Origin of the sequence: Curtobacterium sp. MCBA15_016 (assembly GCF_001865105.1) — a bacterium.
Lineage (GTDB): Bacteria > Actinomycetota > Actinomycetes > Actinomycetales > Microbacteriaceae > Curtobacterium.
Genome location: NZ_MJGR01000001.1, coordinates 145,916 through 171,303, shown reverse-complemented (window position 1 = coordinate 171,303; position 25,388 = coordinate 145,916). Strand labels below are relative to the sequence as shown.

The following is a 25,388-nucleotide window of genomic DNA, read 5'->3' as shown; positions in this document are numbered from 1 at the left end:
AGGAGGGCGGGCACGGAGGATCAGGACGCCCGTCCCGTTGACCCGAACCTCGGGACGGGCGTCCGCCCGGGCCGGATCAGGCGGTGTGCGACGCGTCCGCTCGCGACCGGAGCCGCACGGCATCGATGTGGTGCCGCATCGCCGCGACCGCCGATGCGGGGTCCTCGGCCAGTGCGTCGAGGACGGCGCGGTGCTCCTGCACGGCACGGTCGGTGTCGTCGCCACCACCCTCGACGATCTGCCGCATCCGGTGGACGCGGGTCGTGATGATCTCGGACATCTCCTCGAGGAACGGGTTGCGCGTCGCGTCGAAGACGACCTGGTGGAACTGCCAGTCGGCCCGGAAGAACCGCGCCATCAGCTCCTCGGACGCCGCACCCGCACCGATCGCGGCGATCTCCTCGGCCACGGCCGCCTGCTCGGCGAGTGCCGTCGCCAACCGTGACCGCAGGGCGGGGACGTCGCCGCGCGCAGCCAGCTCGACGGCCCCCGACTCCACGATGAGTCGGGCGTCGAAGAGGGCCTCGAGCTGGTCGCCGGCGAGCGGCGGGGACACCCGGTACCCCTTGTTGGCCTCACGCGTGACGAGCCCGGTGCGTTCGAGCTGCACGAGCGCCTCGCGCACCGGGGTCGGCGAGACGCCGAGGGAGCGGGCCAGTCCGTCGATCGACAGGCGCATGCCCGGTTCGACGTCGTGCCCCATCAGGACCTCGAGCACCCGGTCGTAGACGCGGTCGCGCAGCCCGAGCTGGGTGATGCGCTCGGTCCCGAAGCCCGGCATCGTGGTCGACATGCATCGATCCTAGAGAATCCAGGATCGCGGGCGCCTCGCCCCGCTCCGGATCAGTAGAGCGCGTCGATGCCGATCAGGTCGCCGAGGCCGAGGGTCCGCTGGCCGGTCTCGCACGTCGTCGACGCGGGCTTCATCACGAGGCCGCTCGTCGCCGCGGTGTGCCCGAGGCCGTACGCGTGCCCCCATTCGTGCGTGGCGACCCCGCGCAGGTCGAAGCGCTTCCCCGAGCAGGTCGACGCGGCGGACCAGTCGACCGACGTCGAGTACCGCTGGTCGGCCTCGACCGCGACGCCCGAGCGCGACCAGACGCAGGTCACCGCGAGGGTCCCGGAGCGCAGCGATCCCCACCCGACCATGTTCGAGCCGTCGGACGCGCCGCAGCCACCGGTGGCGGTGACGCCCATCGCGCGCTTCCGGCTGCCGAGGGGCTTGTCGTCCGCAGTCGACTTCACCGTCCGGCCGCACGCCGACGTGGTCCCGGTCCAGGCGTCGGCACCGGCGCCGATGGCTGCTGCGCCGGACACCTTCTGGTTGTTCGGGTTGTAACTCCACTCGACGGTGTTGGCCCAGCGGAAGCCGAGCTTCGTGTACGCCGTCGCGGAGCAGCTGGACGTCCCGCCCGTGGCCGCCGTCGACGATGCCGCTCCGCCCGTGGCCCGGAGTCCGGAACCGCCCGGGAGCGTCCGGTGCGCGAGGGCGGCACGCTCCTGGCGGATGGCTGCCGGTGCCCCGGACCACTGGTCGTGCACGAGGACCGCGACGCCCGAGCGGCCGGTGTTCGTCACCGACACGTCCCCGTCGTCGGCACTGCCCGCTGCGCCGACCGGCATCGCGGAGACCGTCGTCCCGACCGGCGGCACCCGGAACTGCCGACCGTCCGGCAGCACGACCGTACCGGACGACACGGCACACCCCGACGACAGCGCGGCGACGGTGATCCGGTCCCCGCGGCAGGACGGTGCGGCATCGGCGTGCGGGACGCCGACCGACGTGGAGACGACCGCGGCGAGCGCGATCCCGAGCACGACCGCCCCTGCGGTCACGGTGGACATCCGCACGTTGTCGACCCTCCTGGTCCCCTGTACCGGCAGCCCCCTGCCGGGCGCAGTCAGTGTGCGGACCCCCGGACGGCGCGGTCAACCCCCCGAACTGGCCGTGCGCACGCGCGGAGACTGTGCTCAGGGCACCTGCACGAACCGCGGCGCACCCCGCTCCCGCAACCGGAACCCGAGGTGCTGGTACAGCCCGATCGCCCCGGTGTTGCCGGCGGCGGCGTGCATGAGCGGCGTCTCGCCCCGCGCGCGGATGCCGTGCGCGACGTCGAGCACGAGGCGTCGTCCGAGCCCCTGCCCGCGGAAGTCGGCGTCCGTGCACACCGCGCTGATCTCGGTCCACCCCGGCGGGTGCAGGCGCTCCCCGGCCATCGCGATGAGGCGGCCCTCGCGCCGGACACCGACGTACCGGCCGAGCTCGATCGTGCGGGGCAGGAACGGCCCGGGCTTCGTGCGGGCGATGAGCTCGAGGATCTCGGGGACGTCGTCGGGGGTGAGCTCGACGGCCTCGGGGTCCGGAGCGCCCTCGATGTCCTCGCCGGTGAGCTGCACGCCCCCGGAACCCTCGACGGCGTGCCAGCCCTCGGGGAGGACGGCGGACGCACCGACGCCGAAGACCGCGCCGGGTCCGAGCAGCGCGCGCACGTCGTCCCAGTCCGCGGCCGTCGGTCGCTCCGGGATCCCGGTCCAGACCGACACGTCGGGCAGGTACCGCGCGATGTCGCCGCGACGCTCGGCGAACCGGGCGTGCTCGCCGTTCAGGGACGCGAGCGCGGGGTTGTCGAGGAGCCGGGTCGGGGTGCCGTCGTCGGCGATCGTGAGGTCGAGCGTCCGCACCGCCGCGCCGCGGGGGTCGCCGCCGCGGAAGCCGAGGTCCTCGAGGCGACGCCGGTCCCCGTCCTCCCAGCCGGCCGTGTCCGCGACGACGGCGGCGGCGTAGGTGTTGCGGGCGCGGGCGACGACGGCCTCGACGTCCGTCGCGGTGGTCAGGACGACCGCTCCGGGTCGGGTCAGGTCGGTCGTCGGGGCATCGGTCGTCATGGGTCCATCCTGCGACGCCGCGGACACCGACCGCACATCGTTGCACCGCGTGACACAGCACCCGGGGGGGGGGCCGGCGGCCAGCGGCAGGCGGCCAGCGGCAGGCGCTACGCCAGCCGCGCCGCCACGAACGCCACCATCCGCCGCACGAGCTCCGCGCGCGACGTGGCCCGGCGGTACTCGTGCCCCTCGCCCGCGAGCTCGAGGTACTCCACGTCGTGCGACCTCGCCGTGAGCGCCTCGACCACCTGGTGCGCCTCACCGATCGGCACGTTGGTGTCGAGCTCGCCGTGCACGACGAGCAGCGGCGCGGTGACGTCGTCGATCGCCCGCATCGGCGACAGCGAGTCGAGCAGCGCGGCGTCGTCCACGGGGTGGCCGTACTTCGTCGCGGCCGCCGAGGCGATCCACGGCTCGGTGTCCCGGTAGAAGGTCGCGAAGTCGCTCATCCCGCACACGGCGACCCCGGCCGCGAAGACGTCCGGCGTGAACGCCAGGGACGCGAGCGTCGCGTACCCGCCGTACGAGCGGCCCTCGACGGCGACGCGGGAGCGGTCCGCGTACCCGTTCGACACGAGGAACCGCGCGCAGTCCACGACGTCGGCGAGCGCGTTCCAGCGCAGCCCGAGGTCGTCCGCGTGCACGAAGTCGCGTCCGTACCCGCTGGACCCGCGGATGTTCGGTGCGAACACCGTGATGCCCGCGGCGGCGAGCGCCTGGTGCTGCGGGGAGAACGTGGGTCGCTCCTGCGACTCCGGTCCGCCGTGCAGGTGGACGAGCGCTGCGCGCGGCTCGGGAGGCACGGCACCGACGTCGGGACCACCACCGGTCGACGACGTGGCCGGCTCCACCGCCCGGTACAGCCAGCCGGTGATCTCCAGTCCGTCGCGCGCCGCGAAGCGCTCGAGCGTCGGCTCGACCAGCGGCACGTCCGGCAGCCCGGGGACGCCGGTGACCCGGCTCCACGTCAGCGCGTTCGTGTCCAGGCGCCAGAGCTCACGGGGCCGCAGGGGTCCCTCGACGGCGAGCAGCACGCTGCGCCCGTCGCGGCTGAGCACCGGGTCGGTGACGACGTACCCGGGCAGGTCCGGCACGGGCGTCCGCGAGGCGTCGTGCGTGTTGATGAGGTCGAGTTCGCTCCGGCCGTCGACGTTCCAGACGAGCAGCAGGGTCCGGCCGGCGTCGTCGGCGTCGAGGTACTCCAGTTCGGCGTCGTCGCGCTCGGTGATCCGTCGGGGTGCACCGCGCCATCCGTGCGGGCCGACCGGCTGGGCGACGAGCCCGCGACGGGGCAGCCCGGCCTCGGTGGCGACGTAGGCGACGAGCGGACTGGTCTCGCTCGCGGGTGCCGGTCGGAGGAAGGCGATCTCCGCCGAGCCGTCCGGCGAGTCGGCGAGCAGCGCGTGGCTCTCGTCGGTGAGCCGGTCGACGACCACGACGAATTCGTGGCCACGCTGCCCGTCCCGGAGCACGACGAGGCGCTCCTCGACGCTGAGGTCGAGGATGTGGATGAGCTCCCCCACCGCGAGGTCGTCGCGGTCGCCGGAGACGGGGTCGACGAGGTACGAGCGGGCGGGCTGGTCGGCCTCGGTGGACGGCAGGGTGATGACGACCCGGTGGCCGCTGCGGCTCCACGGGCCGAGTTCGGCGTGCTGGTACCGCGACCCGGCGATCTGCGCGGCGTCGGTGCCGTCGGGTCGGACCACCCAGACCTGCTGCTTCACGCCGCCGTCGGTCGCGATGGCCACGGCGAGCCACTCCCCGTCGGAGGACCACGTCACCCGGATCACGGGGTCGTCGGACAGCCGGATCCGCACGGGCTCGGGTGCTCCGTCGCCGACGACGACGTCCTGCACGAAGACCTCGGGGGTGCCGTGCCGGTCGCTCACGAACGCGACGCGGCGGGCGTTCCGCGTCATGGTGGGCCCCCACGATCCCCAGGCCGCGACGAGGCGCTCGCCCAGGTCGGCCGCCTGCCGGGCGCGTGCCGACGGCTCGAGGTGGGTCGCGCCTCCTGGCCGCACGGCGGGCCCGCTCACCGCACCCCCTGCTGCTGCAGCCACATCTCGATCAGGCCGAGCTGCCAGAGCGCGTTCGCGCCGATCTCGGTCCGCGTGCTGTTCGGGTCCTGGAGCATCCGCTCGACCGTACCCGGATCGAAGAGCCCGCGCTCCCGCGCCTCCGGGGCGTGCAGGGCCTGCCGGACGCGCTCGAGGTACGGGCCCTCGAGCTGCCGGATCGCCGGCACCGGGAAGTACCCCTTCGTCCGGTCGATGACGGCGTCGGGGACGATGCCGCGGGCCGCGCGCTTCATGACGCCCTTGCCGCCGTCCGCGAGCTTGAGCTCGGGTGGGATCGCGCCGGCGAACTCGACGAACTCGTGGTCGAGGAACGGAACGCGGGCCTCGAGTCCCCACGCCATCGTCATGTTGTCGACGCGCTTCACCGGGTCGTCGACGAGCATCGTCATCGTGTCGCTGCGGAGCGCGGCGTCGACGCTGGTCTCGGCGCCCGGCACGGCGAACGCGGCGTCCACGAACGCCGAGGGCGTGTCGTCGTCGCTCCGCCAGCGTTCCCCGAGCAGGGGTTGGAGTGCCGGCCACCGGCGGTCCATGAACACCGAGCGGTAGACCTCGGCGGCCTGGTCCCGCGGGACGGAGGCGAGCGGCGGGTACCAGCTGTAGCCGCCGAGCACCTCGTCCGCACCCTGCCCGGACTGCACGACCTTGACGTGCTGCGACACCTCTTCCGAGAGCAGGTAGAAGGCGACGCAGTCGTGGCTGACCATCGGCTCGCTCATCGCACTGATCGCGCCGTCGATGCCGTCGAGCAGGCGCGACGAGGGGATGCGGATGCGGTGGTGGTCGGTGCCGAAGTGGCGCGCGACCTCGTCGGAGTACTCGAACTCGTCGCCGGACTCGCCACCGGCCGACTCGAAGCCGATGCTGAACGTGGCGAGGTCCTGCTGCCCGGCCTCGGCGAGCAGTGCCACGACCAGCGAGGAGTCGATCCCGCCCGAGAGCAGCACGCCGACCGGGACGTCGGCGACCATGCGGCGCTCGACCGCAGTGCGGAGCTTCGCGGTGAAGGCCTCCTGCCAGTCCTGGTCGGTCCAGTCGGCCTTGTCCGGGTCGCGCTCGAAGCGGGGCTCCCAGTACGTCTCGTCACGGGAGGTCCCGTCGCGCTCGATGACCCGGACGGTCGCGGGCGGCAGCTTGCCGACGCCGGACAGGATCGTGCGGGGCGCCGGGACGATCGAGTGGAAGGTCATGTACGACGCGAAGGCGACCGGGTCGATGCTCGTGTCGACGCCACCACCGGCCAGGACAGCGGGCAGTGAGCTCGCGAACCGCACCCCGCCGGGGACCTCGGCGACGTAGAGCGGCTTGATGCCGAGCCGGTCGCGGGCGAGGACGAGCCGGCCGCTGGCGTGCTCCCAGATGGCGATCGCGAACATCCCGACCAGGTGGTCGACGAACCGGGTGCCCCACTCGGCGTAGGCGGCGAGGATGACCTCGGTGTCCGAGGTCGAGAAGAACTCGTGGCCCCGGCCGCGCAGCTCGTCGCGGAGCTGTCGGTAGTTGTAGACCATGCCGTTGTAGGCGATGGTCAGTCCGGCACGGGGGTGCACCATCGGCTGCGCGCCCGCGGTGGACAGGTCGACGATCGACAGCCGTCGGTGCCCGAGCGCGACCGGTCCGCGCGCCCACAGCCCGTCGCCGTCGGGGCCGCGGTGCACGAGGCAGCCCGTCATCCGCGCCACGGCCGCGACGTCCGGCGCCGTCCCGTCGAACCGGAGTTCTCCCGCGAGTCCGCACATCAGCTGTCCCCTGCCGTTCCGGTGATCCAGGTGTCCTTGGCGCCGCCGCCGCGCGAGGAGTTCACGACCATGCTCCCCTCCGGCGCCACCCGCGTGAGCGCGACGTCGGCGAGGTGGGTGTCGTCCGGCCCCGTGCCCGTGACGTAGACGAAGGCACGCAGGTCGACGTGCCGGGGGTCGAGGCCGGCCGGGCCGATGGTCGGGTGCGACGACAGCTGCACGACCTCCTGCCCGACCCAACGGTCGGGGTCCGCGGCGATCGCCCGGCGCCGCTCGGCGACCTCGGGAGCGCTCGCGCTCGGACCGATCAGGACGTCCCGACCGCCCTCGCCGTCGACGGGCTTCGTCACGAGCTCGCCGACGCGGTCGAGCACGGAGAGCCGTTCGCCCTCGATGCTGGTCCGGTACGTGGGGACCGAGTCGAGCAGCGGCTTCTCGTCGAGGTAGTACCAGATGAGGTCCGGCACGGTGACGTACATCGCCTTGTCGTCGACGAGCGCGTTGCCCGGCGCGTTCGCCAGGTGCACGCCACCGGCCTCGGCGACGTCGAGGATGCGCGCACCGAGGTCCGGTGCGTGCTCCGCCGCGAGCGCGCTGACGTCGCGGTCGATGCGCAGGTACAGCCCGTGCAGCACGTCACCCGTCCGCGCCTCGACGACGTGTCCGTCGCGGACGTCCAGGTCCGAGCCGGCCAGGAGGCGCAACCCGGCCCCGTCGGCCAGCCTGCGGTGCTCGAACCACGCGCCGGCGGCGGGGCCGTCGCTGATCAGCGCGATCACCGGGTCCGGTTCACCGGTCACGGCGGTCGCGTTCGTGCGGAGCGTGTCGCGGAGGCGGTCGACCACACCGTGCGGGTCGAGCAGGTGCTCCGGCCGCGGGGCGTCCGGCACCACCTCGTCCATCAGCTCGCGGAGCGCGATGCCGTACGCGACGCCTGAGGGCGACCGGACGTTGTCCTCGAGCACGCGCCACCCGCCGAACTCGTTCCGGACCAGGTCGAACCCCATCACGGGCGCACGCACGGCGTCCTGCGGCAGCCGGGCGGCCGCCGGGTCCCACCCGTTGGCCCCGACGAACTGGCGCTCGTCCATCGCGCCGTCCGCCACGATCCGCCGGGGCCCGTAGGCGTCCCGGAGGAACAGCTCGATCGCGCGGGCGCGCTGCCCGAGGCCGGCGGCGAGCTGGCTCCACTCGTAGGCGCTGACGGTCCGCGGGACGAGGTCGCAGCCGAACGCCTGGACGCCGCCGTCGACCACGAAGCCGACCTCGTGCTCGCGGGTCCAGGTGTCGCGGGCGGCGCAGCGTTCGATGGTGGTCTCGGCGTCCCACCCGCGGAAGAACACCGCGAGGTCGCGGAACGCGGGGCGGGGCCGGGCTCCCGGACCGACGGCCTCGTCACCGGCGCGGACGCGGTACGACGGCAGCGTCACGGTCGGGTGCTCGGTGCGGCCGGAGGGCGTCCCGGCGGTGTCCTCGACGACCGAGGCCACGACGTCGTCGAGCTCGCCGCGCTCGGCGTACGCGGTGCGCTGCCGGTCCGTGGAGTTCCCGCGGGCGAGGGTGTCCTCGACGAGCTCCGCCACCGTGCCCCAGTCGCCGAGCTCCTCGAGCTCCGGACGGAGCCGTGAGACGAGCTGGCGGACGGCGGTCTCGGCGGGCAGCCGCTCCGGGTGTTGCCCGAGCCCGAGCAGTTCGCCGGTCAGGCCACCGCGGGCGGCCTGCCACATCGCTGCCCGGTGCAGGGGCTCGCTGCGCGGTCGCCACTCGGCACCGGACTCGACCGCCTTCTCCGCCTTGCGGACGGCGGCGCGGAACAACCCGGCGATGAGCACGGCGTCGTCCACGATCGGCGTCGCGTCGCACACCCGGAGCTCGAGCGTCGGGGCGTGCGAGGACGGCCGCACGTCGAAGTACGCCATCTTCTTGTCGGCGATCACCCCGGACGCGATGAGGTCGTCGAGCATCGCGTCGTACTCGGCGGCGTCCTTGACGCGCCCGAAGCTGCCCGCCGAGGGCCAGCGCTGCCAGATGATGCTGCGGAACGATGAGTACCCGGTGTCCTGCCCGTTCCAGAACGGACTCGACGCACTGAGCGCCAGCAGCACCGGCAGCACCGGGGCCACCCGCTGGGCGATCTGCACCGCCAGGTCGCGGTCGCTCACACCGACGTGCACCTGCAGGCCGCAGATGAGCTGTTCGTCGACGAGCATCCGGTACTGCTCCTGCATGCGGCCGTACCGTCCACCGGAGGTCAGCTCGAAGTCGGCGTACTCCGACCGCGGCGCGGTGCCGGCAGCGGCGATCGTGACCCCGGCGGGGGCGATCGCGGCGCTCAGTTCGCTGCGCAGGTCGACGATCACCCGTCTCAGGTCGTCGAGGGTGCGCACCACGGGGGTGTTCGTTTCGATGGTCGTGCGCTGGAGTTCAGCGCCGAACCGGTCGGCGGGCAGTTTGGGCAGAAGGCGCGGGGCCTTCGCGGAAAGTCGTCCGGAATCGAGGTCGATGAGGTGCAGTTCTTCCTCGGCGCCGAGCGTCAGCTCTGCACTCATGGGCCGAACCTATCGCCGCACCTTGTGGAAGGCCCCGCCCGACGGCAGATCGTCGCATGCTCGAAACAATGCCGCACGGGGTACACCCCGCTGGGAGCGCCGGCGCCGCGGCACGTAGGAACGAAGGATGCCCACCACCGTGTTCTGCCTGCACGCCCTCGGATCGAGTTCCGAGGAGTTCGTCGGGCTGCGGTCCCGCCTCGCCGGGACGCTCGACCTGGTCGGGATCGACCTGCCCGGGTTCGGTACCAGCACGGCCGCGACCGGCACAACCGTCGAGGAGATGGTCGTGCTCGTCGAACGTGCGATCGGCCGGAGCGGTGCCACCGACTGGGCGCTGATCGGGCACTCGATGGGCGGGAAGGTGGCGTCCGTCGTCGCCTCGCGCACCGTCGACGGCAGCAACGGCCTGTTCGGCCTGCGCGCCGTGGTGCTGCTCGCCGCGTCGCCGCTCTCCCCCGAGCCGATGGACGACGAGCGCCGGCAGACCATGCTCGACTGGGCGTCGGACGGCGAGATCGGCCCCGACGAGGCGGATGCGTTCGTCGACGCCAACACCGCGTCCCGCCTCGACCCGGAGCCGCACGCGATCGCGGTGCACGACGTCGAGCGCGCCGTCCCGCAGGCCTGGACCGACTGGCTCGTCCGCGGCAGCCGCGAGGACTGGTCGACCGTCTTCCCGCCGAACCCTGTCCCCGCCCTGGTGCTGGCCGGCGCCGAGGACGGCGACCTCGGCCCCGAGGCCCAGCGGACGCTGAACCTGCCGCACTGGACCGCGGGCGAGTTCGACGCGGTGCCGGACGCCGCGCACCTGCTGCCGTGGGAGCAGCCCGACGCCGTCGCCGACCGCATCCGCGACTTCTGGCACCGCCGGGTCGACCACGGTCCGCTCGTCCCCGCCGAGACCGCCCGCGTCATCGCCTCACCCCGCGTGAGCGCACGGACCCGCGGCATCCTCGCCGTCCGAGCGCTCCCCGACGCCCCGGACCGCGAACCGCGTGCCCTCACCCGCGAGCAGCTCGACACGTTGCGCGCCGTGGCCCGCGTCGTCGTCCCGCAGCCGGGCGACCGCCACCTCGACCTTGCACTCCGCGTCGACGACCAGCTGGCCGACGAACTCGGCGACGGTTGGCGACCGGACGGCCTTCCCGCCGACGTCGAGGCCTACCGAGCCGGACTCGACGCACTCGAGGCCGACGCCGCGCAGGGCGACGAGCACCTCGCCGGGGTGCTCGACGCGGTCACCGCGGGCGAGTACACACCGACGACGGGTCCGCTCGACGGTTCGCAGCTGCGAGCGTGGCTCGAGGACGCCAGCGTCGACCTCGCCAAGCAGTGGATGGCGCACCCGGCGACGATGGCCGCGGTGGACTACGACGGCTTCGCCAACGGCGGCGACGGGCTGCGCAAACAGGGCTTCCTGCTCCTCGGAGCCGGCGAGCGCGAAGCATGGGAACCGACGGGAGCCGGACGATGAGACTCGACCACCAGCGCCACCACAGCGAGGACGAAGTCGTCGACGTCGTCGTCGTCGGGACCGGCGCGGGCGGCGCACCGCTGCTCGCCACCCTCGCCCGCCGAGGCCTCAGCGTCGTCGCGCTCGAGGCCGGCCCGAACACCGACCCGGAGCAGTACACCCCCGACGAGGTCGAGGCGCCCGGGGACATCAACTGGATGGACGAGCGGATCAGCGGCGGCAGCGCCCCGACCGCCTTCGGCCCGAACAACAGCGGCACCGGCGTCGGCGGCTCGACCCTGCACTGGGGCGCGTTCACACCGCGGCCGAACCAGCACGACATCCGGCTCCGCACCGACTCCGGGCAGGGCGAGGACTGGCCGATCGACCACGCCGAGCTCACCCGCTGGATCGAGCAGGCCGAGCACGACGTCGGCGTCGCCGGACCCGCGCACTACCCGTGGGACCCGGAGCGCCGCTACCGCATGGGCCCGCCGCCGCGGAACGCCTCGTCGGACATGATGATCCGGGGTGCCGCCGCCGTGGGCATCACCGCCACGGACGCCCCCGTCGGCCTCACCACCGAGGACCGGCACCAGGAGCACCACGGGCTCCGCCAGGCCTGCGTGTCCTGCGGTTCCTGCCACCAGGGCTGCCGGAACGGGGCGAAGGTGTCGATGGACACCACCTACCTGCCCGCCGCCGTCGCGTTCGGTGCGGAGATCCGCGCCGAGGCGTTCGTGCACGGCATCGAGCTCGACGCCCGGGGCCGGGTCGAGGCCGTCGTCTACCGCCAGGACGGCCGCGACCACCGGCAGCGCTGCCGCACGCTCGTCCTCGCCGCGGGTGGCATCGAGACCCCGCGCCTGCTGCTGCACACCGGGATCGCGAACAGCAGCGGCCAGGTCGGCCGGAACTTCACCGCGCACGGGGCCACCCAGGTCTGGGCGACCTTCGACGAGTCGATGCGGTCCTACCGCGGGTACCCGTCGTCGATCATCACCGAGGACTTCGTCCGCCCCGCCGACGCGGACTTCGCGGGCGGCTACCTCATCCAGAGCCTCGGTGTGCAGCCGCTGACGCTCGCCACCTCGCTCGTGCGGGGCGGCGGGCTCCGCGGCGCCGCGCTCGTCCGGGCGCTGCAGGACTACCCGCGCATGGCCGGCGTCGGCATCAACGCCGAGTGCCTGCCGTACGACGGCAACCGGCTCGTCCTCGCGGACGAGGTCGACGCGAACGGGGTGCCGAAGGCCCGCGTCACGTTCTCGCCCGGGTCGAACGAGGAGGCCATCACCCGCCACGCGGTGCGCACGATGACCGCGATCGTCGAGGCAGCGGGCGGCACGGACGTCCGGGTCCTCGACCGCACGGCGCACACCGTCGGCACGGCGCGGATGGGCACCGACGCGGGGAACTCGGTCGTGGACGCCGCCGGCCGGTCGTGGGACGTGCCGAACCTGTGGGTCGTGGACAACTCGGTGTTCCCGAGCTCCCTCATCGCGAACCCGGCGCTGACGATCATGGCGCTGTCGCTCCGCACCGCCGACCGGCTGCTCCGCGACGACGCCTCCGCCGACCGCGAGCAGGCCGCGACCGCCGTCGCCTGACGCGCGAGCCGAGGGACGGGAGGCGCGGTGCGGGCTCGCACCGCACCTCCCGTCCGTCATCGGTGGCGGTCAGGAGTCGGCGGGTGCCCGGTCCTCGATCGGCACCACGACCGGATCCGCCCGCCGCGCGCGCATGCGCGCACGGCGGTCGACGTCGAGGTCGTCCTCCGGTGGGTCGTTCGCGTCCGATCCCACGAGCCAGGTGAGCCCGCGCAACCCGCGCCGGTCGTCGGAGACGAGTGCGAGCGACCAGAGCGCGCCCTCGTGCTCGGCGGCGCGGCGCTGGGCCCAGTCGACGGCCTGCAGGACGTCGGCCTCGAGCAGGTCGGTCGTCTCCGTCGCGAACACGTCGCCGTCGGGGCGCTGGACGTACACGCGGAGGCGCGGGCGCGGGTCCTCCCACGTGCTGTCGCGCTCGTCGACCTCGATGACGTCCATCCCCCGAGCCTCCTGGCTGATACTGGAATACCACGTAGGATCGGTGCGGGGGTGCCGCACAGCCGGACTGCACCCCTGGGGCAAGCGTGAAGCCCACCACCGCGCCAACGGTGATGGGCTTCTGGGTGCTCTCCGAGTGGAAAGCCGGGACGGGCACAAGCCGTTCCCGAGTCTGAACGCTCGGGATCAGTGTAGCGGGACCGGGGTCCCACTGCACGCCCGTCCCGGCCCGCTCCTCGTGTCCGCCGGCGCCGACACCCGGAGGTGGGATCGATGTCGCACGACGACGGATCCAAGCCCAGGCGTCAGGTTCCCTGGCTGGGGATCGCGAGCTTGCTCGTGACCGTGGCCAGGCTCCTGCACGACCTGTGGCGGAAGGGCTGAGACAGGGCGTCCCGCAGCGGTGCAGACCGGTGCGGGACGCTCCACTCAACCGCGGGTACGCGCCAACCGCCGGTTCAGCGCCCCGTTCAGCAGCGCCACGAGCAGCCCCACCGCGAAGACCAGCGTGCCGAAGCACAGCACCTGCGGCGGCATCCCGGCCTTGGCGGCGCCGTACACGAACAGCGGGAACGTGACCGAGGGCCCGGCGACGAACGAGGTGATCACGTAGTCGTCGATCGACATCGCCAGCGCGAGCAACCCCGCGGCCAGCATGCCCGGCGCGAGCAACGGCAGGGTCACGAGCCGGAACGCCTGCAACGGCGTCGCCCCGAGGTCCCCCGCGGCCTCCTCGAGCGCCCGTGACGTCCCCGCGATCCGCGCCCGGAGGACCACGACGACGTAGGCGACGTCGAACGCCACGTGCGTGAGCAGGATCGTCAGGAACCCGGTGCCGAGCCCGACCGACAGGAAGAACGACAGCGACGCGGACCCGACGACGATCGACGGCGCCGCGATGTCCGCGAACACGACGGCGTTGACGGCACCGCGCCCGGGGAACCGGTAGCGCTCGAGCGCCAGGGCCAGCGGCAGGCCGATCGCGACCGAGATGATCGCGGCGAGGAACGCGATGACGACCGAGGTGACGAACGCCTGTCCGAGGCCGGAGACGTTCACGAGGTTCGCGTACCAGTAGGTCGTGAACCCGTTCCACGCGAACGACAGCCGGTTCGTCGGTGCGTCGTTGAACGAGTACACGATCATGTAGACGATCGGCACGAGGGTGATCGCGATGGTGACCCAGTACACGATCGCGAGCCACGGCCCGCGGCGGTTCACCCCGTGTCGGCCGGGTCGGCGCGCGGCCGTCCCGGTGGCGGGTGCGGCGGGAGCGGTGGCGCGGGGCGGTGCGACGGCGGTCATACGAGGTCCTCGAGGTCGTCGGTGCCGGAGACGCGGGCGTAGATGAACAGGATGATGCCGAGCACGACCATGAGCACGGTCGAGAGCGCCGCGGCGACGTTGTACTGCTGGTTGCCGGAGTAGGCGTCCTGGATCGCCTGCCCGATCGTGTACGTGTTCGTGCCGCCCAGGAGCGCCGAGTTCACCGGGTCGCCCACGCTGTCGATGAAGACGAGCAGGACACCGGCGAAGATGCCCGAGCGGGACAGCGGCAGCGTGGTGTGCCAGAACGCCCGGACCTTGCCGGCGTAGAGGTCGTTCGCCGCCTCGCCGAGTCGGGGGTCGATGCGTTCGAGCGCGGCGTAGATCGGCAGCACCATGAACGCCAGGTCGTTGTAGGCGTCGCCGAAGATCACCGCGCCACCGGTCCCGAGGATGTGGAAGTCCTTGCCGGCCAGGCCGATCGCCTGCAGCGCCGTGACGACCGGCCCCTGTGAGGCGAGCACGAACGCCCACATGTCGGTGCGGATGACGAACGACACGAGGAAGCTCACGAACACGAGCATCAGGAGCGGGTTCTTCCACCGTGGCGACACCCGGAACGCGATGAAGTACGCCACCGGGTACCCGACGATGATCGTCACGACGGTCGCGGCCGCGCCGTACCAGAGCGACCGGCCGAGGAACGTCAGGTACGGCACCTGCGGGTCGATGAACAGCGAGCCGTAGATCCCCCAGTTCCACGTGAACGTGTAGCCGTCGTCCGGGTTGCCCGACATGAGCGAGACGATGAGTCCCGACACGAGCGGGATGACGAAGAACACGGCCAGGTACGCGGTGCCGACGACGGCGAGCAGGAACGGCACCCGCAGGCGACGACCGTGCCGCACGGGCGCGGGTCCCGGTCCGGCCCCGAGACCGGCGGTCCCGGCCGTCCCGACGGCGCTCACGACTGCACCACCGCGTTGAAGATGCCGTTCCACTCGGAGTACTCGTCGTAGTTCTCGAACACCCGGAACTCGTGCGACTTGTCGAGCACCTCGGACGAGGGGAACACCAGCGGGCTGTCCGCCACGGTGGGGTCGTCCAGCTCGTCCCGGACGTAGGCCTCGGCGGCGGGGACGGGGCAGACGTAGTTGACGTAGTCCTCGACGATGCCGGCGATCTTCGGCGTGTAGTAGAAGTCCATCCACTCCAGGGCCGACACCGGGTTCGCCGCCTGGCGGGGGATCATGAGGTTGTCGTGCCACATCATCTGGCCTTCCTCCGGCGTGACGAACTTCAGGTGCTCGAACCCGGACTGCTGCGCCTGGAACACGTCGCCGGACCACGCCTGGGTGATCCAGGTGTCACCGTTCTCGAGCTTGTTGATGTAGCTCTGGTCGTAGAACCCGGTGACGCTCGGGCGGAGCTTCCGCAGCCAGTCCTGGGCCGTCCGCCAGTCCGCGGGGGTCGAGGTCTCCGGGGCGATCCCGTTCGCGAGCAGCCCGAGGGACCCGAGCTCGGTGTTGTCGCTCATCAGTCCCACGCGGCCCGTGAACGCCGGGTCGAGCAGGTCCTGGAACGACGTGATCTCGCGGTCGATGTACTTCGGGTTGTAGGCGATCCCGGTGAACCCGGTCTGCCACACGACCGAGTGCTTGTTCCCGGGGTCGTAGGTCGGGTCCTTCACCGAGTCACCCGCGTTCGCCGCGAAGTTCGGCAGCCGCGAGTGGTCGAGCTCGCACACGAACCCGTTCTTGATCATCTGCGTCAGCTCGAAGCCGTTCGTCATCACGACGAGGTCGTAGCCGGTGGCCCCCTGCGCGCGGAGGATCGGCGACACCGTCGCGTAGAACGTGGCGTTGTCCTGGATCACGGCCTGGTAGTCGACCGAGATCCCGGTGGCCCGCTCGAACAGCTGGATCGACTCGGACTTGCCGTGGTCGGAGTCGATGTAGAGCGGCCAGTTCGCGAAGTTGAGCTGCTTCGTCGCCTGCTGGTCCTTCCAGAACCGCTCCCAGTCCACCGGGTGCTCGGCGAGCGACGCCGCCGACCCCTTGATGCTGCAGCCGGCGAGCAGGGCGGCGACCGCGGCGGCCCCGCCGCCCGCGAGGAACCCGCGACGGCTGACGCGTGCGGACGTCAGTCCGCGCACCAGGTCCGGCCGCGGACTCACGCGACGACCCCCGCGGTGGCGGGTGCGGACTGGAGGCGCGGGTCGGCTCCGGCGGTGACGGTCGCGTCGGACGCGGGGTGCGCCTCCAGGCCGAAACCGTGGTCGACGCCCCACGTGAGCCAGACCTCGGTACCGGTGGCGATGCGCGGTCCGCCCTTGGAGTTCTGCGCGAAGACGGAGACGCGGCCCGCGCCCGGCACGTCCACGAGGTACTGGGTGCTGACGCCGGAGAACGACACGTCGACCACACGGCCGGGGCCGAGGATGTTGCGACCGGCCTCGGGTGCCGGCTCGGCGGTGCGGATCTTGAGCTTCTCGGGACGGACGCCGACCACCACCTGTCCGGTCGTCGCGACGGCCCGGTCGGTCGGGACGGCGATCGTGCCGGCCGCGGTCGCGACGACGAGGAGTCCGCCGTCGGTGCCGCGGACCTCGCCCTCGAGCAGGTTCGACTGCCCGAGGAAGTTCGCGACGAACGCCGTGCGGGGCAGCTCGTACAGGTCCTGCGGGCTGCCCATCTGCTCGATACGGCCGCCGTTCATGACGGCGACCGTGTCGGCCATCGTCATCGCCTCCTCCTGGTCGTGCGTGACGTGCAGGAAGGTGAGACCGACCTCGGCCTGGATCGTCTTCAGCTCGAGCTGCATCTGGTGCCGCAGCTTGAGGTCGAGGGCGCCGAGGGGCTCGTCGAGCAGGAGCAGGGCCGGGCGGTTCACGATCGCGCGGGCGAGGGCGACGCGCTGCTGCATGCCGCCGGACAGCTGCGCCGGACGCTTCGACGCCGAACCCTCGAGCTCGACGAGCCGCAACGCCTCGGTCGCCTTCGTCATCGGGTCCGGGATGCGCCGGCGCTTCAACCCGAACGCCACGTTCTCGAGCACGCTCATGTGCGGGAACAGCGCGTAGTTCTGGAACACCGTGTTGACCGGCCGCTGGTACGGCTTCGTGTCGGTGACGTCCCGGCCGCCGATCGTGATCGTGCCGCTCGTGGGCTCCTCGAGGCCGGCGACGAGACGGAGCGTCGTCGTCTTGCCGCAGCCGGACGGGCCGAGCAGCGCGAAGAACGAGCCGGCCGGGACGGTGAGGTCGAGGGCGTCGACCGCGGTGTGGCCGGGGAAGGACTTGGTGATCCGGTCGAGCCGGAGATCGGCTCCCGATTCGGCGAAGGTGCCGGTCATTGCCATGGTGCCTCCTGCTGCTCGTGCTGCTCGGGGTCGGGTTCGGGCTCAGCCGATGTAGGACATGACGTGCTTGATGCGGGTGTAGTCGTCGAACCCGTACTGGGACAGGTCCTTGCCGTAGCCGGAGTGCTTGAAGCCGCCGTGCGGCATCTCGGCGACGATCGGGATGTGGGTGTTGATCCACACGCACCCGAAGTCGAGGTCGCGGGCGAAGCGCATCGCCCGCGCGTGGTCCGTCGTCCACACCGAGCTCGCCAGGCCGTACTCGACGCCGTTCGCCCACGCGAGGGCCTGCTGCTCGGTCGAGAAGCGCTGGACGGTCTGCACCGGGCCGAAGATCTCCTGCTGCACAGCGCGGTCGTCCTGCCGGAGCCCGGAGACGATCGTCGCCTCGTGGTGGAAGCCGCGGTCGCCCAGACGGTGGCCGCCGAGCTCGATCGACGCGTGGTCGGGGAGGGTGTCGATGAACGACCGGACCTGGGCGAGCTGGGCCGCGTTGTTCACCGGGCCGAAGTACGGGGTCGGCGCATCCGGGCCGGTCTGCGCGTCGGTCCGCGCCGCCTCGGCGAGCGCCGCCACGAACTCGTCGTGGATGCCGTCCTGCACGAGCAGGCGGGTAGCGGCGGTGCAGTCCTGCCCGGCGTTGAAGAAGCCGGCGGCGACGATGCCGGCCACGGCGGGCGGGACGTCGGCGTCGTCGAACACGATCACCGGGGCCTTGCCACCGAGTTCGAGGTGGGTCCGCTTGAGGTCACCGGCGGCGGCGCGGGCGACCTCGATGCCGGCGCGGACGGAGCCGGTGATCGACACGAGCTGCGGCGTGGGGTGGTCGATCATCGCGGCACCGGTCGTCCGGTCCCCCACGACGACGTTGAGCACGCCCGGCGGCAGGAACTCGGCAGCGACCTCGGCCAGCAGCAGGGTCGACAGCGGGGTGGTGTCGCTCGGCTTGAGCACGGTCGTGTTCCCCGCGGCGAGCGCCGGCGCGAACTTCCACACCGCCATGTTGAGCGGGTAGTTCCACGGGGTGACCTGGGCGACGACACCGATCGGCTCGCGCCGGACGAACGACGTGTGGTCGGTCATGTACTCGCCGGCGCTCCGCCCCTCGAGGTTCCGGGCGGCGCCGGCGAAGAAGCGGATCTGGTCGACGGAGAGCAGGATCTCGTCCTCGACGAGGGTGGCGCGGGGCTTCCCGGTGTCGAGCGACTCGAGGTCGGCGAACTCCTCCGCCCGCTGCTCCATCGCGTCGGCGATCCGGAAGAGCGCGAGCTGTCGTTCCGCCGGTGTGGTGCGGCCCCACGTCCCGAACGCGGTGCTCGCCGCACGGAAGGCCGCGTCGACGTCGGCGGCACTGGACACCGGCGACGTGCCGTAGACGTGCTCGTCGGTCGGGTCGATCAGGTCGAAGGCCGCGTCGGCACGGACCTCGACGGACGCGCCCCCGATGAAGTTCCGGACCTCGCTCGTCTTCGTGGTCTCCCGCATGGCGGCGATACTGGCACGGAAAAAGTCGGTTCGGAAGACTTGTAACAACGGAAATCGTCGTGAAACACGGTGTTCACAACGGATTCCCTTGCTTTCTGGGCGATGGCGCTGCAATGCTGTCCGGCATGGCGGCAGCACCACGACGTCCGGGACCGATCGACGACACCTCGAAGCGGATCATCGAACAACTCCAGGCGGACGGGCGCCGTCCGTACGGCGAGATCGGCAAGGCGGTCGGTCTCAGCGAAGCGGCGGTCCGGCAGCGCGTCCAGAAGCTGACCGAGACCGGCGTCATGCAGATCGTCGCGGTGACGGACCCCCTGCAACTCGGGTTCCACCGCCAGGCGATGATCGGCATCCGGGTCAGCGGCGACACCCGAACCGTCGCCGACGAACTCGAACGGCTCCCGGCGGTCGACTACCTCGTCATGACCGCCGGGAGCTTCGACCTCATGGTCGAGGTCGTCTGCGAGGACGACGACGACCTGATCGAACTCCTGAACGGCACGATCCGGGCGATCCCGGGCGTCGCCGGTACCGAGACCTTCGTCTACCTGCAACTCCGCAAACAGCTCTACGACTGGGGAACGCGATGACCATCTCCGAACGACCCACCACCCGTCTCGGCTCGTACGACCCGTTCGCACCGGTGGACGACGCCGCGCTGCAGCAGAAGTCGCGCGACCACCTGTGGATGCACTTCGCCCGGCACGGCGCGAACCAGGCCGGTGCCGACGTGCCGATCATGGTCCGCGGCGAGGGGCACCACGTCTACGACAGCCACGGCAAGGAGTACATCGACGGGCTCTCCGGCCTGTTCGTCGTCGCCGCGGGCCACGGCCGGAAGCGCCTGGCCGAGATGGCCGCCAAGCAGGCCGAGACGCTGTCGTTCTTCCCGATCTGGTCGTACGCGCACCCCGCGGCGATCGAGCTCGCGGACCGGTTGGCCGACCACGCCCCCGGCGACCTCAACAAGGTGTTCTTCTCGACCGGCGGCGGCGAGGCCGTCGAGACCGCGTTCAAGCTCGCGAAGTACTACTGGAAGCTCCGCGGCAAGCCGATGAAGCACAAGGTGATCTCCCGCGCGGTCGCGTACCACGGCACCCCGCAGGGAGCGCTCGCGATCACGGGCATCCCGGCGATGAAGCAGATGTTCGAGCCACTCGCGCCGGGTGGCTTCCGCGTGCCGAACACCAACTACTACCGCGCCGCCGAGATGGGCTTCGCCGGCGAGAGCGAGGAGGAGTTCGGCTTCTGGGCGGCCGAGCGCATCCGCGAGATGATCGAGTTCGAGGGTCCGGACACCGTCGCCGCGGTCTTCCTCGAGCCGGTGCAGAACTCCGGCGGCTGCTTCACCCCGCCGCCCGGGTACTTCCAGCGGGTCCGCGAGATCTGCGACGAGTACGACGTGCTGCTGGTCTCCGACGAGGTGATCTGCGCGTTCGGTCGGATCGGCACCATGTTCGCGTGCGACACCTACGGCTTCGTGCCGGACATGATCACGTGCGCGAAGGCGATGACCTCGGGCTACTCCCCCATCGGCGCGACGATCATCAGCGACAAGCTCTTCGAGCCGTTCTCCACGGGCGACACGACCTTCTACCACGGGTACACGTTCGGCGGGCACCCGGTCTCCGCCGCCGTCGCGATGGAGAACCTCGACATCTTCGAGGAAGAGGGGCTCCTGCAGAACGTCCAGCAGAACGCCCCGCTCTTCAAGGCCGAGCTCGACACGCTGCGCGACCTGCCCATCGTCGGAGACGTCCGTGGTGACGGGTACTTCTACGGCATCGAGCTCGTGAAGGACAAGGCCACCAAGACGACCTTCGACGACGCCGAGTCGGAGCGCCTGCTCCGCGGGTTCCTGTCGAAGGCGCTGTTCGACGCCGGGCTGTACTGCCGTGCCGACGACCGCGGCGACCCCGTCGTGCAGCTCGCGCCGCCGCTCACCATCGGGCAGCCGGAGTTCCGCGAGATGACCTCGATCCTGCGGAGCGTCCTGTCCGAGGCCTGGACGAAGATCTGACCGTGACCGGCTACCGGGGCGTCTCGTTCTGGCTCGACGCGCTCGTCATGAGCGGCCGCGACGACCTGACGCCCCGCCCGCCGCTCGACGGCGACACCACCGCGGACGTCTGCATCGTCGGCGGTGGACTGACGGGTCTCTGGACCGCGTGGTACCTGCACCAGGCCGACCCGCGCCTCCAGGTCGTCGTCGTGGAACGCGAGATCGCGGGGTTCGGAGCGTCCGGACGCAACGGCGGCTGGTGCTCCGCGCTGTTCCCGCGATCCGCTGACGCGATCGCGCGCGAGCACGGCCGCGAGGCAGCCCTCGCCCTGCGCCGGGCGATGCGCGACACCGTCGACGAGGTCGGGCGCGCAGCGTCCGAGGCCGGAGTCGCCTGCGACTACGTGAAGGGCGGCACCGTCCTCTACGCGCGCTCCGCCGTGCAGGAACGCGCGGCCCGCGACGAGGTCGCCGCCTCGGCCGCGTGGGGCGACGACATGACGTACCGCGACGCACGCCCCGGCGATGCCGCCGGATCGGCGGGCGTCGCGTGGACGCCGGACTGCGCGCGGGTCCAGCCCGCAGCGCTGGTCCGCGGCCTGGCGGCGGCCCTGGAGGCGCGGGGCGTCCGGATCGCGGAGCACACGCCCGCCGTGTCGTGGGGTCCAGGGCACGTGGTCACGTCGCGCGGGACCGTCACGGCCGGTGCCGTGGTCATCGCGGTCGAGGGCTACGGCGCGCAGCTCGAGCAGACGAAGCGGCGCATCCTGCCGCTGTACTCGCTCATGATCGCGACCGCTCCCCTGCCGGCCGCGGTGTGGGACCGTGTCGGGCTCGAGCACGGGCAGACGTTCTCGGACTACCGGCACCTGCTCGTGTACGGGCAGCGCACGGCGGACGACCGACTGGCGTTCGGCGGGCGCGGAGCCCGCTACCACTGGGGGTCCGCGATCACCCCCGGCTACGACCGGGTACCACGCGTGTTCGAACACCTGCGGCGGTCCCTGGTCGAGCTGTTCCCCGCCGTCGCCGACGCCCCGGTCACGCACACGTGGGGCGGACCCCTCGGGGTGCCCCGTGACTGGTGCGCCTCGGTCACGTGGGACGGCCACGTCGGGACCGCCGGCGGCTACGTCGGCGACGGCCTGTCCACGACGAACCTCGCCGGACGGACGCTCGCCGACCTCGTGCGGGGTGTGTCCTCGCCGCTGACCGCGCTGCCGTGGGTGAACCACCGGTCGCCGGACTGGGAGCCGGAGCCGCTGCGGTTCCTCGGGGCGAACGCCGGACTCGTGGCCACCGACCTGGCCGACCGCGAGGAAGCACTGACCGGGCGGCCGAGCCTCGCCGCCCGCCTGATGGCACCGCTGACCGGAGGACACTGATGGCTGCACTCGATGCCGACGTCGTCGTCGTGGGGGCCGGGGTCGCCGGGCTCGCCGCTGCTCGAGCGCTCGTGCAGGGCGGGCAGCGCGTCGTCGTGCTCGAAGCACGCGACCGCATCGGTGGCCGCACCTGGACCGACGACGAGATCGGGGTGCCGGTCGACCTCGGAGCCTCCTGGATCCACGGCATCGAGGGCAACCCGCTCTGGTCGCTGGCGTCCGCGTTCGGGATCGAGACCGTCGAGTTCACCGTCGGCAGCTTCCAGTTCGACGGCCGGCCGATCGGCTGGCACGCCCCGTCCGGACGGCGGTTGACCGCGCCCGAGGCCGCGTCGTTCGTCGCGGACCTGCACACCGTCGACGCGGCCCTCGCCGCGGTGGTCGCCGACGCCCCGCCGCCGGCGACCTACGCGTCCGCCGTCGACACCGCGCTACGGTCCCTGCAGTGGCAGGGCGACCGGGCCGCGCGGATCCGCGAGTACACGGCGCACCGCTCCGAGGACCTCTGCGGCGCCCCGGTCACCGTGCTCGACGCGCACGGGCTCGACGAGGAGCACGTCGCCGGCGACGAGGTGGTGTTCCCCGGCGGCTACGCCCAGTACGCGCACGCCCTGGCGGCCGGGCTCGACGTACGCCTGTCCTCCGTCGTCGCCGCCGTGCGCTCGTCGTCCTCGGGCGTGGTCGTCGGGCTCGCCGACGGGACGACCGTGTCCGCTGCGGAGGTCGTCGTCACGGCACCCCTCGGCGTGCTGCAGGCCGGCGCGATCACGTTCGAGCCACCGCTCGAGCCCGCGGTGCTCGACGCGATGGGCCGACTCGGGATGGGCGTCTACGACAAGGTGTTCCTGCGGTTCCCCGAGCGCTTCTGGGGTGACGACTGGGTGGTGCGGCAGCAGGGTCCGGCCGGGGTCGACTGGCACTCCTGGTACGACATGTCCCGGGTGACCGGCGAACCGGTGCTCGCGGCGCTCGTGGGCGGTGCCGGCGCGCGGCGGATCGAGTCGCTGCCCGATGCCCTGGTCGTCGACGAGGCGGTCGAGGCGCTGCGCCGGATGTTCGGGCCCACGGTCCCGGAGCCGGACGGCGTGCGGATCACCCGGTGGGCGGCGGACCCCTTCGCGCGCGGGTCGTACTCGTACCTGCACGTGGGGGCGTCACCGGACGACCACGACCTGCTCGGCACCCCGTCGGGGCGGGTGCAGCTCGCCGGTGAGGCCACGTGGGGCGACGACCCCGCGACGGTGCACGGGGCGCTGCTCTCCGGGCTGCGGGCGGCGGGGCGGTTGCTCGGGCGAGAGGTGTCGGCCGGGTCGTTGGCGGGGCCGCTGCCCGGCTGACGGACGGGGCCGGTGTCGGCCGGTTCCGGCCGACACCCGCCGGCCGGTCGGGCGTGACGCCCCGTCAGTCGAAGGCCGGGGTGTCCGCCGAGCACCGCACCGCGTCGCCCGGCCGCGCCGACGTCTCGCTCGCGATCTCGCGCTTCCCGTCGAGCAGGATCCGGCACGTCGCCGTGGCCCGGGCGGCCGGCGTCGCCCGCACCGACGCCCGCTGCTCGGCGAGGACGATCGCGTCGTGCTCCCAGCGCGACCCCTCGCCGTCCGAGGACCCGGTCTCCTGCGCGTCGAGCCGGTGCACCGCGGGCGTTTCGCCGCGCCGCTCGGCACCCTCGACCCGCACGTCGGTGAGGGCGGCCCCGCTCGGCTGGTCGACGCGGACCTCGTAGGTCACGGACCAGGCATCGCCCGTCTGCTGCTGGACGAAGCTGCACCCGGTCGCGAGCACCGCGACGGAGCCGGCGACCACGGCGGCGGCGAGGAGACGGACGGTGGGACGGTTGCGTTCGGACATGCCACCAGCCTGCGCACCGACCGCCCGCGGATCGTCCCCCGGGCGACGCGACCCCGTGCGACGTCGGATCGATCCCGGGTCCTCCGAGCGGTTGACATCGGCTCCGTCCGCCCGCGCGGTCAGTACCGTCGACCGCATGGGAACCGTGCTGCCAGGCGTGATCGCGTTCGTCGTCGGGGTCGTCCTCGCCGTCGGGGCGCTCGTGCCGTGGACGGCGTGGGAGTACCGCCGTCACGGACAGCTCGGCTTCCGACGCTCGCTCGTCGCGTTCGGCACGCTCGTCTACGCCCTCGCGCTCGTCACCTACACGCTGCTGCCCCTGCCCGACGACGTCGCGACGATGTGCCGGAACGCGGCCTCGCCGCAGCTGACGCCGTTCGCGTTCCTCGGGGACGTCGCGAAGGAGGGCGGGATCTCCGGACCCCGGTCACTGCTGTCCAACCCGGCGTCGGCGCAGGTCCTGTTCAACATGCTGCTCTTCGTGCCCCTCGGCGCACTCGCCCGGCACGCGATCGCCCGGAGGCGCGTGTTCGCCGGCCTGCTCGTCGGGCTCGGCACCGGGTTCGTGGTGTCCCTGCTCATCGAGACGACGCAGCTCACCGGCGACTGGTTCCTCTACCCGTGCTCGTACCGCCTCTTCGACGTCGACGACCTGCTCGCGAACACGACCGGCGCCGTGGTCGGCACGCTCCTCGCCCCGCTCGTGGGACTGCTCGCCGGGTCGGGGCGGACCACCGACGCGGACGCCCCGCGCCCGGTCACCGCGGCACGACGGTTCTCCGGCATGCTCGCCGACGTGCTGGCGATCTGGCTCCTGTCCGGCACGCTGAGCGTCGGGACCGCCCTGGTGTGGGCGATCGCCGGGCGGGACGACCAGGACCCGGTGCTCGGCACGCTCATCACCGCCGGCGCACTGGTCGCCCCGTTCGCACAGCTCGTGGTCGTGCTCGCGACGGGCCGGACCCTCGGTGAGCACGTCGTCCGGCTCCGTCCGGCCCCGACACCGGGGACCGGGAGGCGCGTCGTGCGCTGGGCGCTCGGCTCCGGCGGGTGGGCGGCACTGCTCGCCCTGGACGTCCCGTTCTCCGCGTTCCTCGCCTTCGTGCTCGCGGTGACGTCGGTCATCGCGGTGTGGACGACCCGCAGCCGGCGCGGGTTCGCGCTCGCGGTGATCCGGGCGGAGGTCGAGGACGACCGGGTTCCGGCGCGAGTCGGCTGAGCGGGTCCGACGGGTGCCCCGCGCCGGCGAGAGCGCGGGGCACCCTGGGCTCAACCCTTGC

The 25,388-nt window shown here is 72.5% G+C and carries 20 protein-coding genes; 7 read left to right on the top strand and 13 right to left on the bottom strand.

Going from position 1 to position 25,388, the window contains the following annotated elements; translation table 11 throughout:
* Window positions 1–76: 76 nt before the first annotated feature.
* The 6 genes from BIV03_RS00865 to BIV03_RS00840 all read right to left on the bottom strand — a co-directional run bounded on the left by BIV03_RS00865 (window position 77) and on the right by BIV03_RS00840 (window position 9,255).
* The gene (locus BIV03_RS00865) at window positions 77–793 is read right to left on the bottom strand and encodes a GntR family transcriptional regulator (protein WP_070417415.1); all 717 of its coding nucleotides are present in this window, start codon (window positions 791–793) and stop codon (window positions 77–79) included.
* Window positions 794–843: 50 nt separating this feature from the next.
* On the bottom strand, window positions 844–1,845 hold the full coding sequence (locus BIV03_RS18560) for a matrixin family metalloprotease (protein WP_083403107.1): 1,002 nt from the start codon (window positions 1,843–1,845) through the stop codon (window positions 844–846).
* Between the two features lie 126 nt (window positions 1,846–1,971).
* On the bottom strand, window positions 1,972–2,886 hold the full coding sequence (locus BIV03_RS00855) for a GNAT family N-acetyltransferase (RefSeq protein ID WP_083403106.1): 915 nt from the start codon (window positions 2,884–2,886) through the stop codon (window positions 1,972–1,974).
* 107 nt (window positions 2,887–2,993) lie between these two features.
* On the bottom strand, window positions 2,994–4,925 hold the full coding sequence (locus tag BIV03_RS00850; RefSeq protein ID WP_071294265.1) for a prolyl oligopeptidase family serine peptidase: 1,932 nt from the start codon (window positions 4,923–4,925) through the stop codon (window positions 2,994–2,996).
* Entirely contained in the window at window positions 4,922–6,706 is a 1,785-nt protein-coding gene (locus BIV03_RS00845) for an N-acetylglutaminylglutamine amidotransferase (RefSeq protein ID WP_071294264.1), read from the bottom strand. Before BIV03_RS00845 ends, BIV03_RS00850 begins: the two co-directional genes overlap by 4 nt.
* A complete protein-coding gene (locus BIV03_RS00840; protein ID WP_071294263.1) occupies window positions 6,706–9,255 on the bottom strand; it encodes a carboxylate--amine ligase/circularly permuted type 2 ATP-grasp protein in 2,550 nt (849 codons plus the stop codon). The genes BIV03_RS00845 and BIV03_RS00840 overlap by 1 nt, the downstream gene beginning before the upstream one ends.
* 127 nt (window positions 9,256–9,382) lie before the next feature.
* On the opposite strand from BIV03_RS00840, the gene BIV03_RS00835 reads away from it, so the two are divergent.
* Window positions 9,383–10,732, top strand: coding sequence for an alpha/beta hydrolase (locus tag BIV03_RS00835; protein ID WP_083403105.1), 1,350 nt, complete (start codon window positions 9,383–9,385; stop codon window positions 10,730–10,732).
* Window positions 10,729–12,318, top strand: coding sequence for a GMC family oxidoreductase (locus tag BIV03_RS00830; RefSeq protein ID WP_071294356.1), 1,590 nt, complete (start codon window positions 10,729–10,731; stop codon window positions 12,316–12,318). Before BIV03_RS00835 ends, BIV03_RS00830 begins: the two co-directional genes overlap by 4 nt.
* A 69-nt stretch (window positions 12,319–12,387) precedes the next feature.
* Here BIV03_RS00830 and BIV03_RS00825 read toward each other — a convergent pair whose 3' ends face one another.
* From BIV03_RS00825 to BIV03_RS00800, 6 genes are all read right to left on the bottom strand, one after another.
* Window positions 12,388–12,756 (bottom strand): hypothetical protein, encoded by a 369-nt coding sequence (locus BIV03_RS00825; protein ID WP_071294262.1) that lies wholly within the window; start codon window positions 12,754–12,756, stop codon window positions 12,388–12,390.
* A gap of 429 nt (window positions 12,757–13,185) precedes the next feature.
* Window positions 13,186–14,061 carry an ABC transporter permease gene (locus BIV03_RS00820; protein ID WP_070417422.1) on the bottom strand — a complete coding sequence of 292 codons (876 nt, stop codon included), beginning with the start codon at window positions 14,059–14,061 and terminating at the stop codon, window positions 13,186–13,188.
* Entirely contained in the window at window positions 14,058–14,990 is a 933-nt protein-coding gene (locus BIV03_RS00815; RefSeq protein ID WP_217637333.1) for an ABC transporter permease, read from the bottom strand. The genes BIV03_RS00820 and BIV03_RS00815 overlap by 4 nt, the downstream gene beginning before the upstream one ends.
* Window positions 14,987–16,198, bottom strand: coding sequence for a PotD/PotF family extracellular solute-binding protein (locus BIV03_RS00810; RefSeq protein ID WP_071294261.1), 1,212 nt, complete (start codon window positions 16,196–16,198; stop codon window positions 14,987–14,989). Before BIV03_RS00810 ends, BIV03_RS00815 begins: the two co-directional genes overlap by 4 nt.
* A complete protein-coding gene (locus tag BIV03_RS00805) occupies window positions 16,195–17,382 on the bottom strand; it encodes an ABC transporter ATP-binding protein (protein WP_139201809.1) in 1,188 nt (395 codons plus the stop codon). The genes BIV03_RS00810 and BIV03_RS00805 overlap by 4 nt, the downstream gene beginning before the upstream one ends.
* 42 nt (window positions 17,383–17,424) lie before the next feature.
* Window positions 17,425–18,867: a gamma-aminobutyraldehyde dehydrogenase gene (locus BIV03_RS00800; RefSeq protein ID WP_071294259.1), complete on the bottom strand. Its 1,443-nt coding sequence runs from the start codon at window positions 18,865–18,867 to the stop codon at window positions 17,425–17,427.
* 125 nt (window positions 18,868–18,992) lie between these two features.
* Here BIV03_RS00800 and BIV03_RS00795 point away from each other — a divergent pair, with 125 nt between their 5' ends.
* Genes BIV03_RS00795 through BIV03_RS00780 form a run of 4 tightly spaced genes read left to right on the top strand, consistent with a single transcriptional unit; the run spans window position 18,993 to window position 23,597 of the window.
* Window positions 18,993–19,463 (top strand): Lrp/AsnC family transcriptional regulator, encoded by a 471-nt coding sequence (locus tag BIV03_RS00795; protein WP_092385836.1) that lies wholly within the window; start codon window positions 18,993–18,995, stop codon window positions 19,461–19,463.
* On the top strand, window positions 19,460–20,893 hold the full coding sequence (locus BIV03_RS00790; RefSeq protein WP_070417427.1) for an aspartate aminotransferase family protein: 1,434 nt from the start codon (window positions 19,460–19,462) through the stop codon (window positions 20,891–20,893). Before BIV03_RS00795 ends, BIV03_RS00790 begins: the two co-directional genes overlap by 4 nt.
* 2 nt (window positions 20,894–20,895) lie before the next feature.
* A complete protein-coding gene (locus BIV03_RS00785; RefSeq protein WP_254790662.1) occupies window positions 20,896–22,260 on the top strand; it encodes an FAD-binding oxidoreductase in 1,365 nt (454 codons plus the stop codon).
* Window positions 22,260–23,597 (top strand): NAD(P)/FAD-dependent oxidoreductase, encoded by a 1,338-nt coding sequence (locus BIV03_RS00780; protein WP_071294258.1) that lies wholly within the window; start codon window positions 22,260–22,262, stop codon window positions 23,595–23,597. Before BIV03_RS00785 ends, BIV03_RS00780 begins: the two co-directional genes overlap by 1 nt.
* Window positions 23,598–23,661: 64 nt before the next feature.
* On the opposite strand, the gene BIV03_RS00775 is transcribed toward BIV03_RS00780, so the two are convergent.
* The gene (locus BIV03_RS00775; protein ID WP_071294353.1) at window positions 23,662–24,108 is read right to left on the bottom strand and encodes a hypothetical protein; all 447 of its coding nucleotides are present in this window, start codon (window positions 24,106–24,108) and stop codon (window positions 23,662–23,664) included.
* Window positions 24,109–24,244: 136 nt separating this feature from the next.
* Between BIV03_RS00775 and BIV03_RS00770 the strand changes: the two genes are divergently transcribed.
* Window positions 24,245–25,327, top strand: coding sequence for a VanZ family protein (locus BIV03_RS00770; RefSeq protein ID WP_175475654.1), 1,083 nt, complete (start codon window positions 24,245–24,247; stop codon window positions 25,325–25,327).
* Window positions 25,328–25,388: the final 61 nt, after the last annotated feature.

Bases quoted from the DNA above. Each gene is read 5' to 3' on its own strand.
- BIV03_RS00790 (WP_070417427.1), top strand. From the start codon at position 19,460: ATGACCATCTCCGAACGACCCACCACCCGTCTCGGCTCGTACGACCCG.
- BIV03_RS00800 (WP_071294259.1), bottom strand. From the start codon at position 18,867: ATGCGGGAGACCACGAAGACGAGCGAGGTCCGGAACTTCATCGGGGGC.
- BIV03_RS00840 (WP_071294263.1), bottom strand. From the start codon at position 9,255: ATGAGTGCAGAGCTGACGCTCGGCGCCGAGGAAGAACTGCACCTCATC.
- BIV03_RS00795 (WP_092385836.1), top strand. From the start codon at position 18,993: ATGGCGGCAGCACCACGACGTCCGGGACCGATCGACGACACCTCGAAG.
- BIV03_RS00835 (WP_083403105.1), top strand. From the start codon at position 9,383: ATGCCCACCACCGTGTTCTGCCTGCACGCCCTCGGATCGAGTTCCGAG.
- BIV03_RS00830 (WP_071294356.1), top strand. From the start codon at position 10,729: ATGAGACTCGACCACCAGCGCCACCACAGCGAGGACGAAGTCGTCGAC.
- BIV03_RS00780 (WP_071294258.1), top strand. From the start codon at position 22,260: ATGGCTGCACTCGATGCCGACGTCGTCGTCGTGGGGGCCGGGGTCGCC.
- BIV03_RS00845 (WP_071294264.1), bottom strand. From the start codon at position 6,706: ATGTGCGGACTCGCGGGAGAACTCCGGTTCGACGGGACGGCGCCGGAC.
- BIV03_RS00770 (WP_175475654.1), top strand. From the start codon at position 24,245: ATGGGAACCGTGCTGCCAGGCGTGATCGCGTTCGTCGTCGGGGTCGTC.
- BIV03_RS00865 (WP_070417415.1), bottom strand. From the start codon at position 793: ATGTCGACCACGATGCCGGGCTTCGGGACCGAGCGCATCACCCAGCTC.
- BIV03_RS00820 (WP_070417422.1), bottom strand. From the start codon at position 14,061: ATGACCGCCGTCGCACCGCCCCGCGCCACCGCTCCCGCCGCACCCGCC.
- BIV03_RS00825 (WP_071294262.1), bottom strand. From the start codon at position 12,756: ATGGACGTCATCGAGGTCGACGAGCGCGACAGCACGTGGGAGGACCCG.
- BIV03_RS18560 (WP_083403107.1), bottom strand. From the start codon at position 1,845: ATGTCCACCGTGACCGCAGGGGCGGTCGTGCTCGGGATCGCGCTCGCC.
- BIV03_RS00775 (WP_071294353.1), bottom strand. From the start codon at position 24,108: ATGTCCGAACGCAACCGTCCCACCGTCCGTCTCCTCGCCGCCGCCGTG.
- BIV03_RS00805 (WP_139201809.1), bottom strand. From the start codon at position 17,382: ATGGCAATGACCGGCACCTTCGCCGAATCGGGAGCCGATCTCCGGCTC.
- BIV03_RS00855 (WP_083403106.1), bottom strand. From the start codon at position 2,886: ATGACGACCGATGCCCCGACGACCGACCTGACCCGACCCGGAGCGGTC.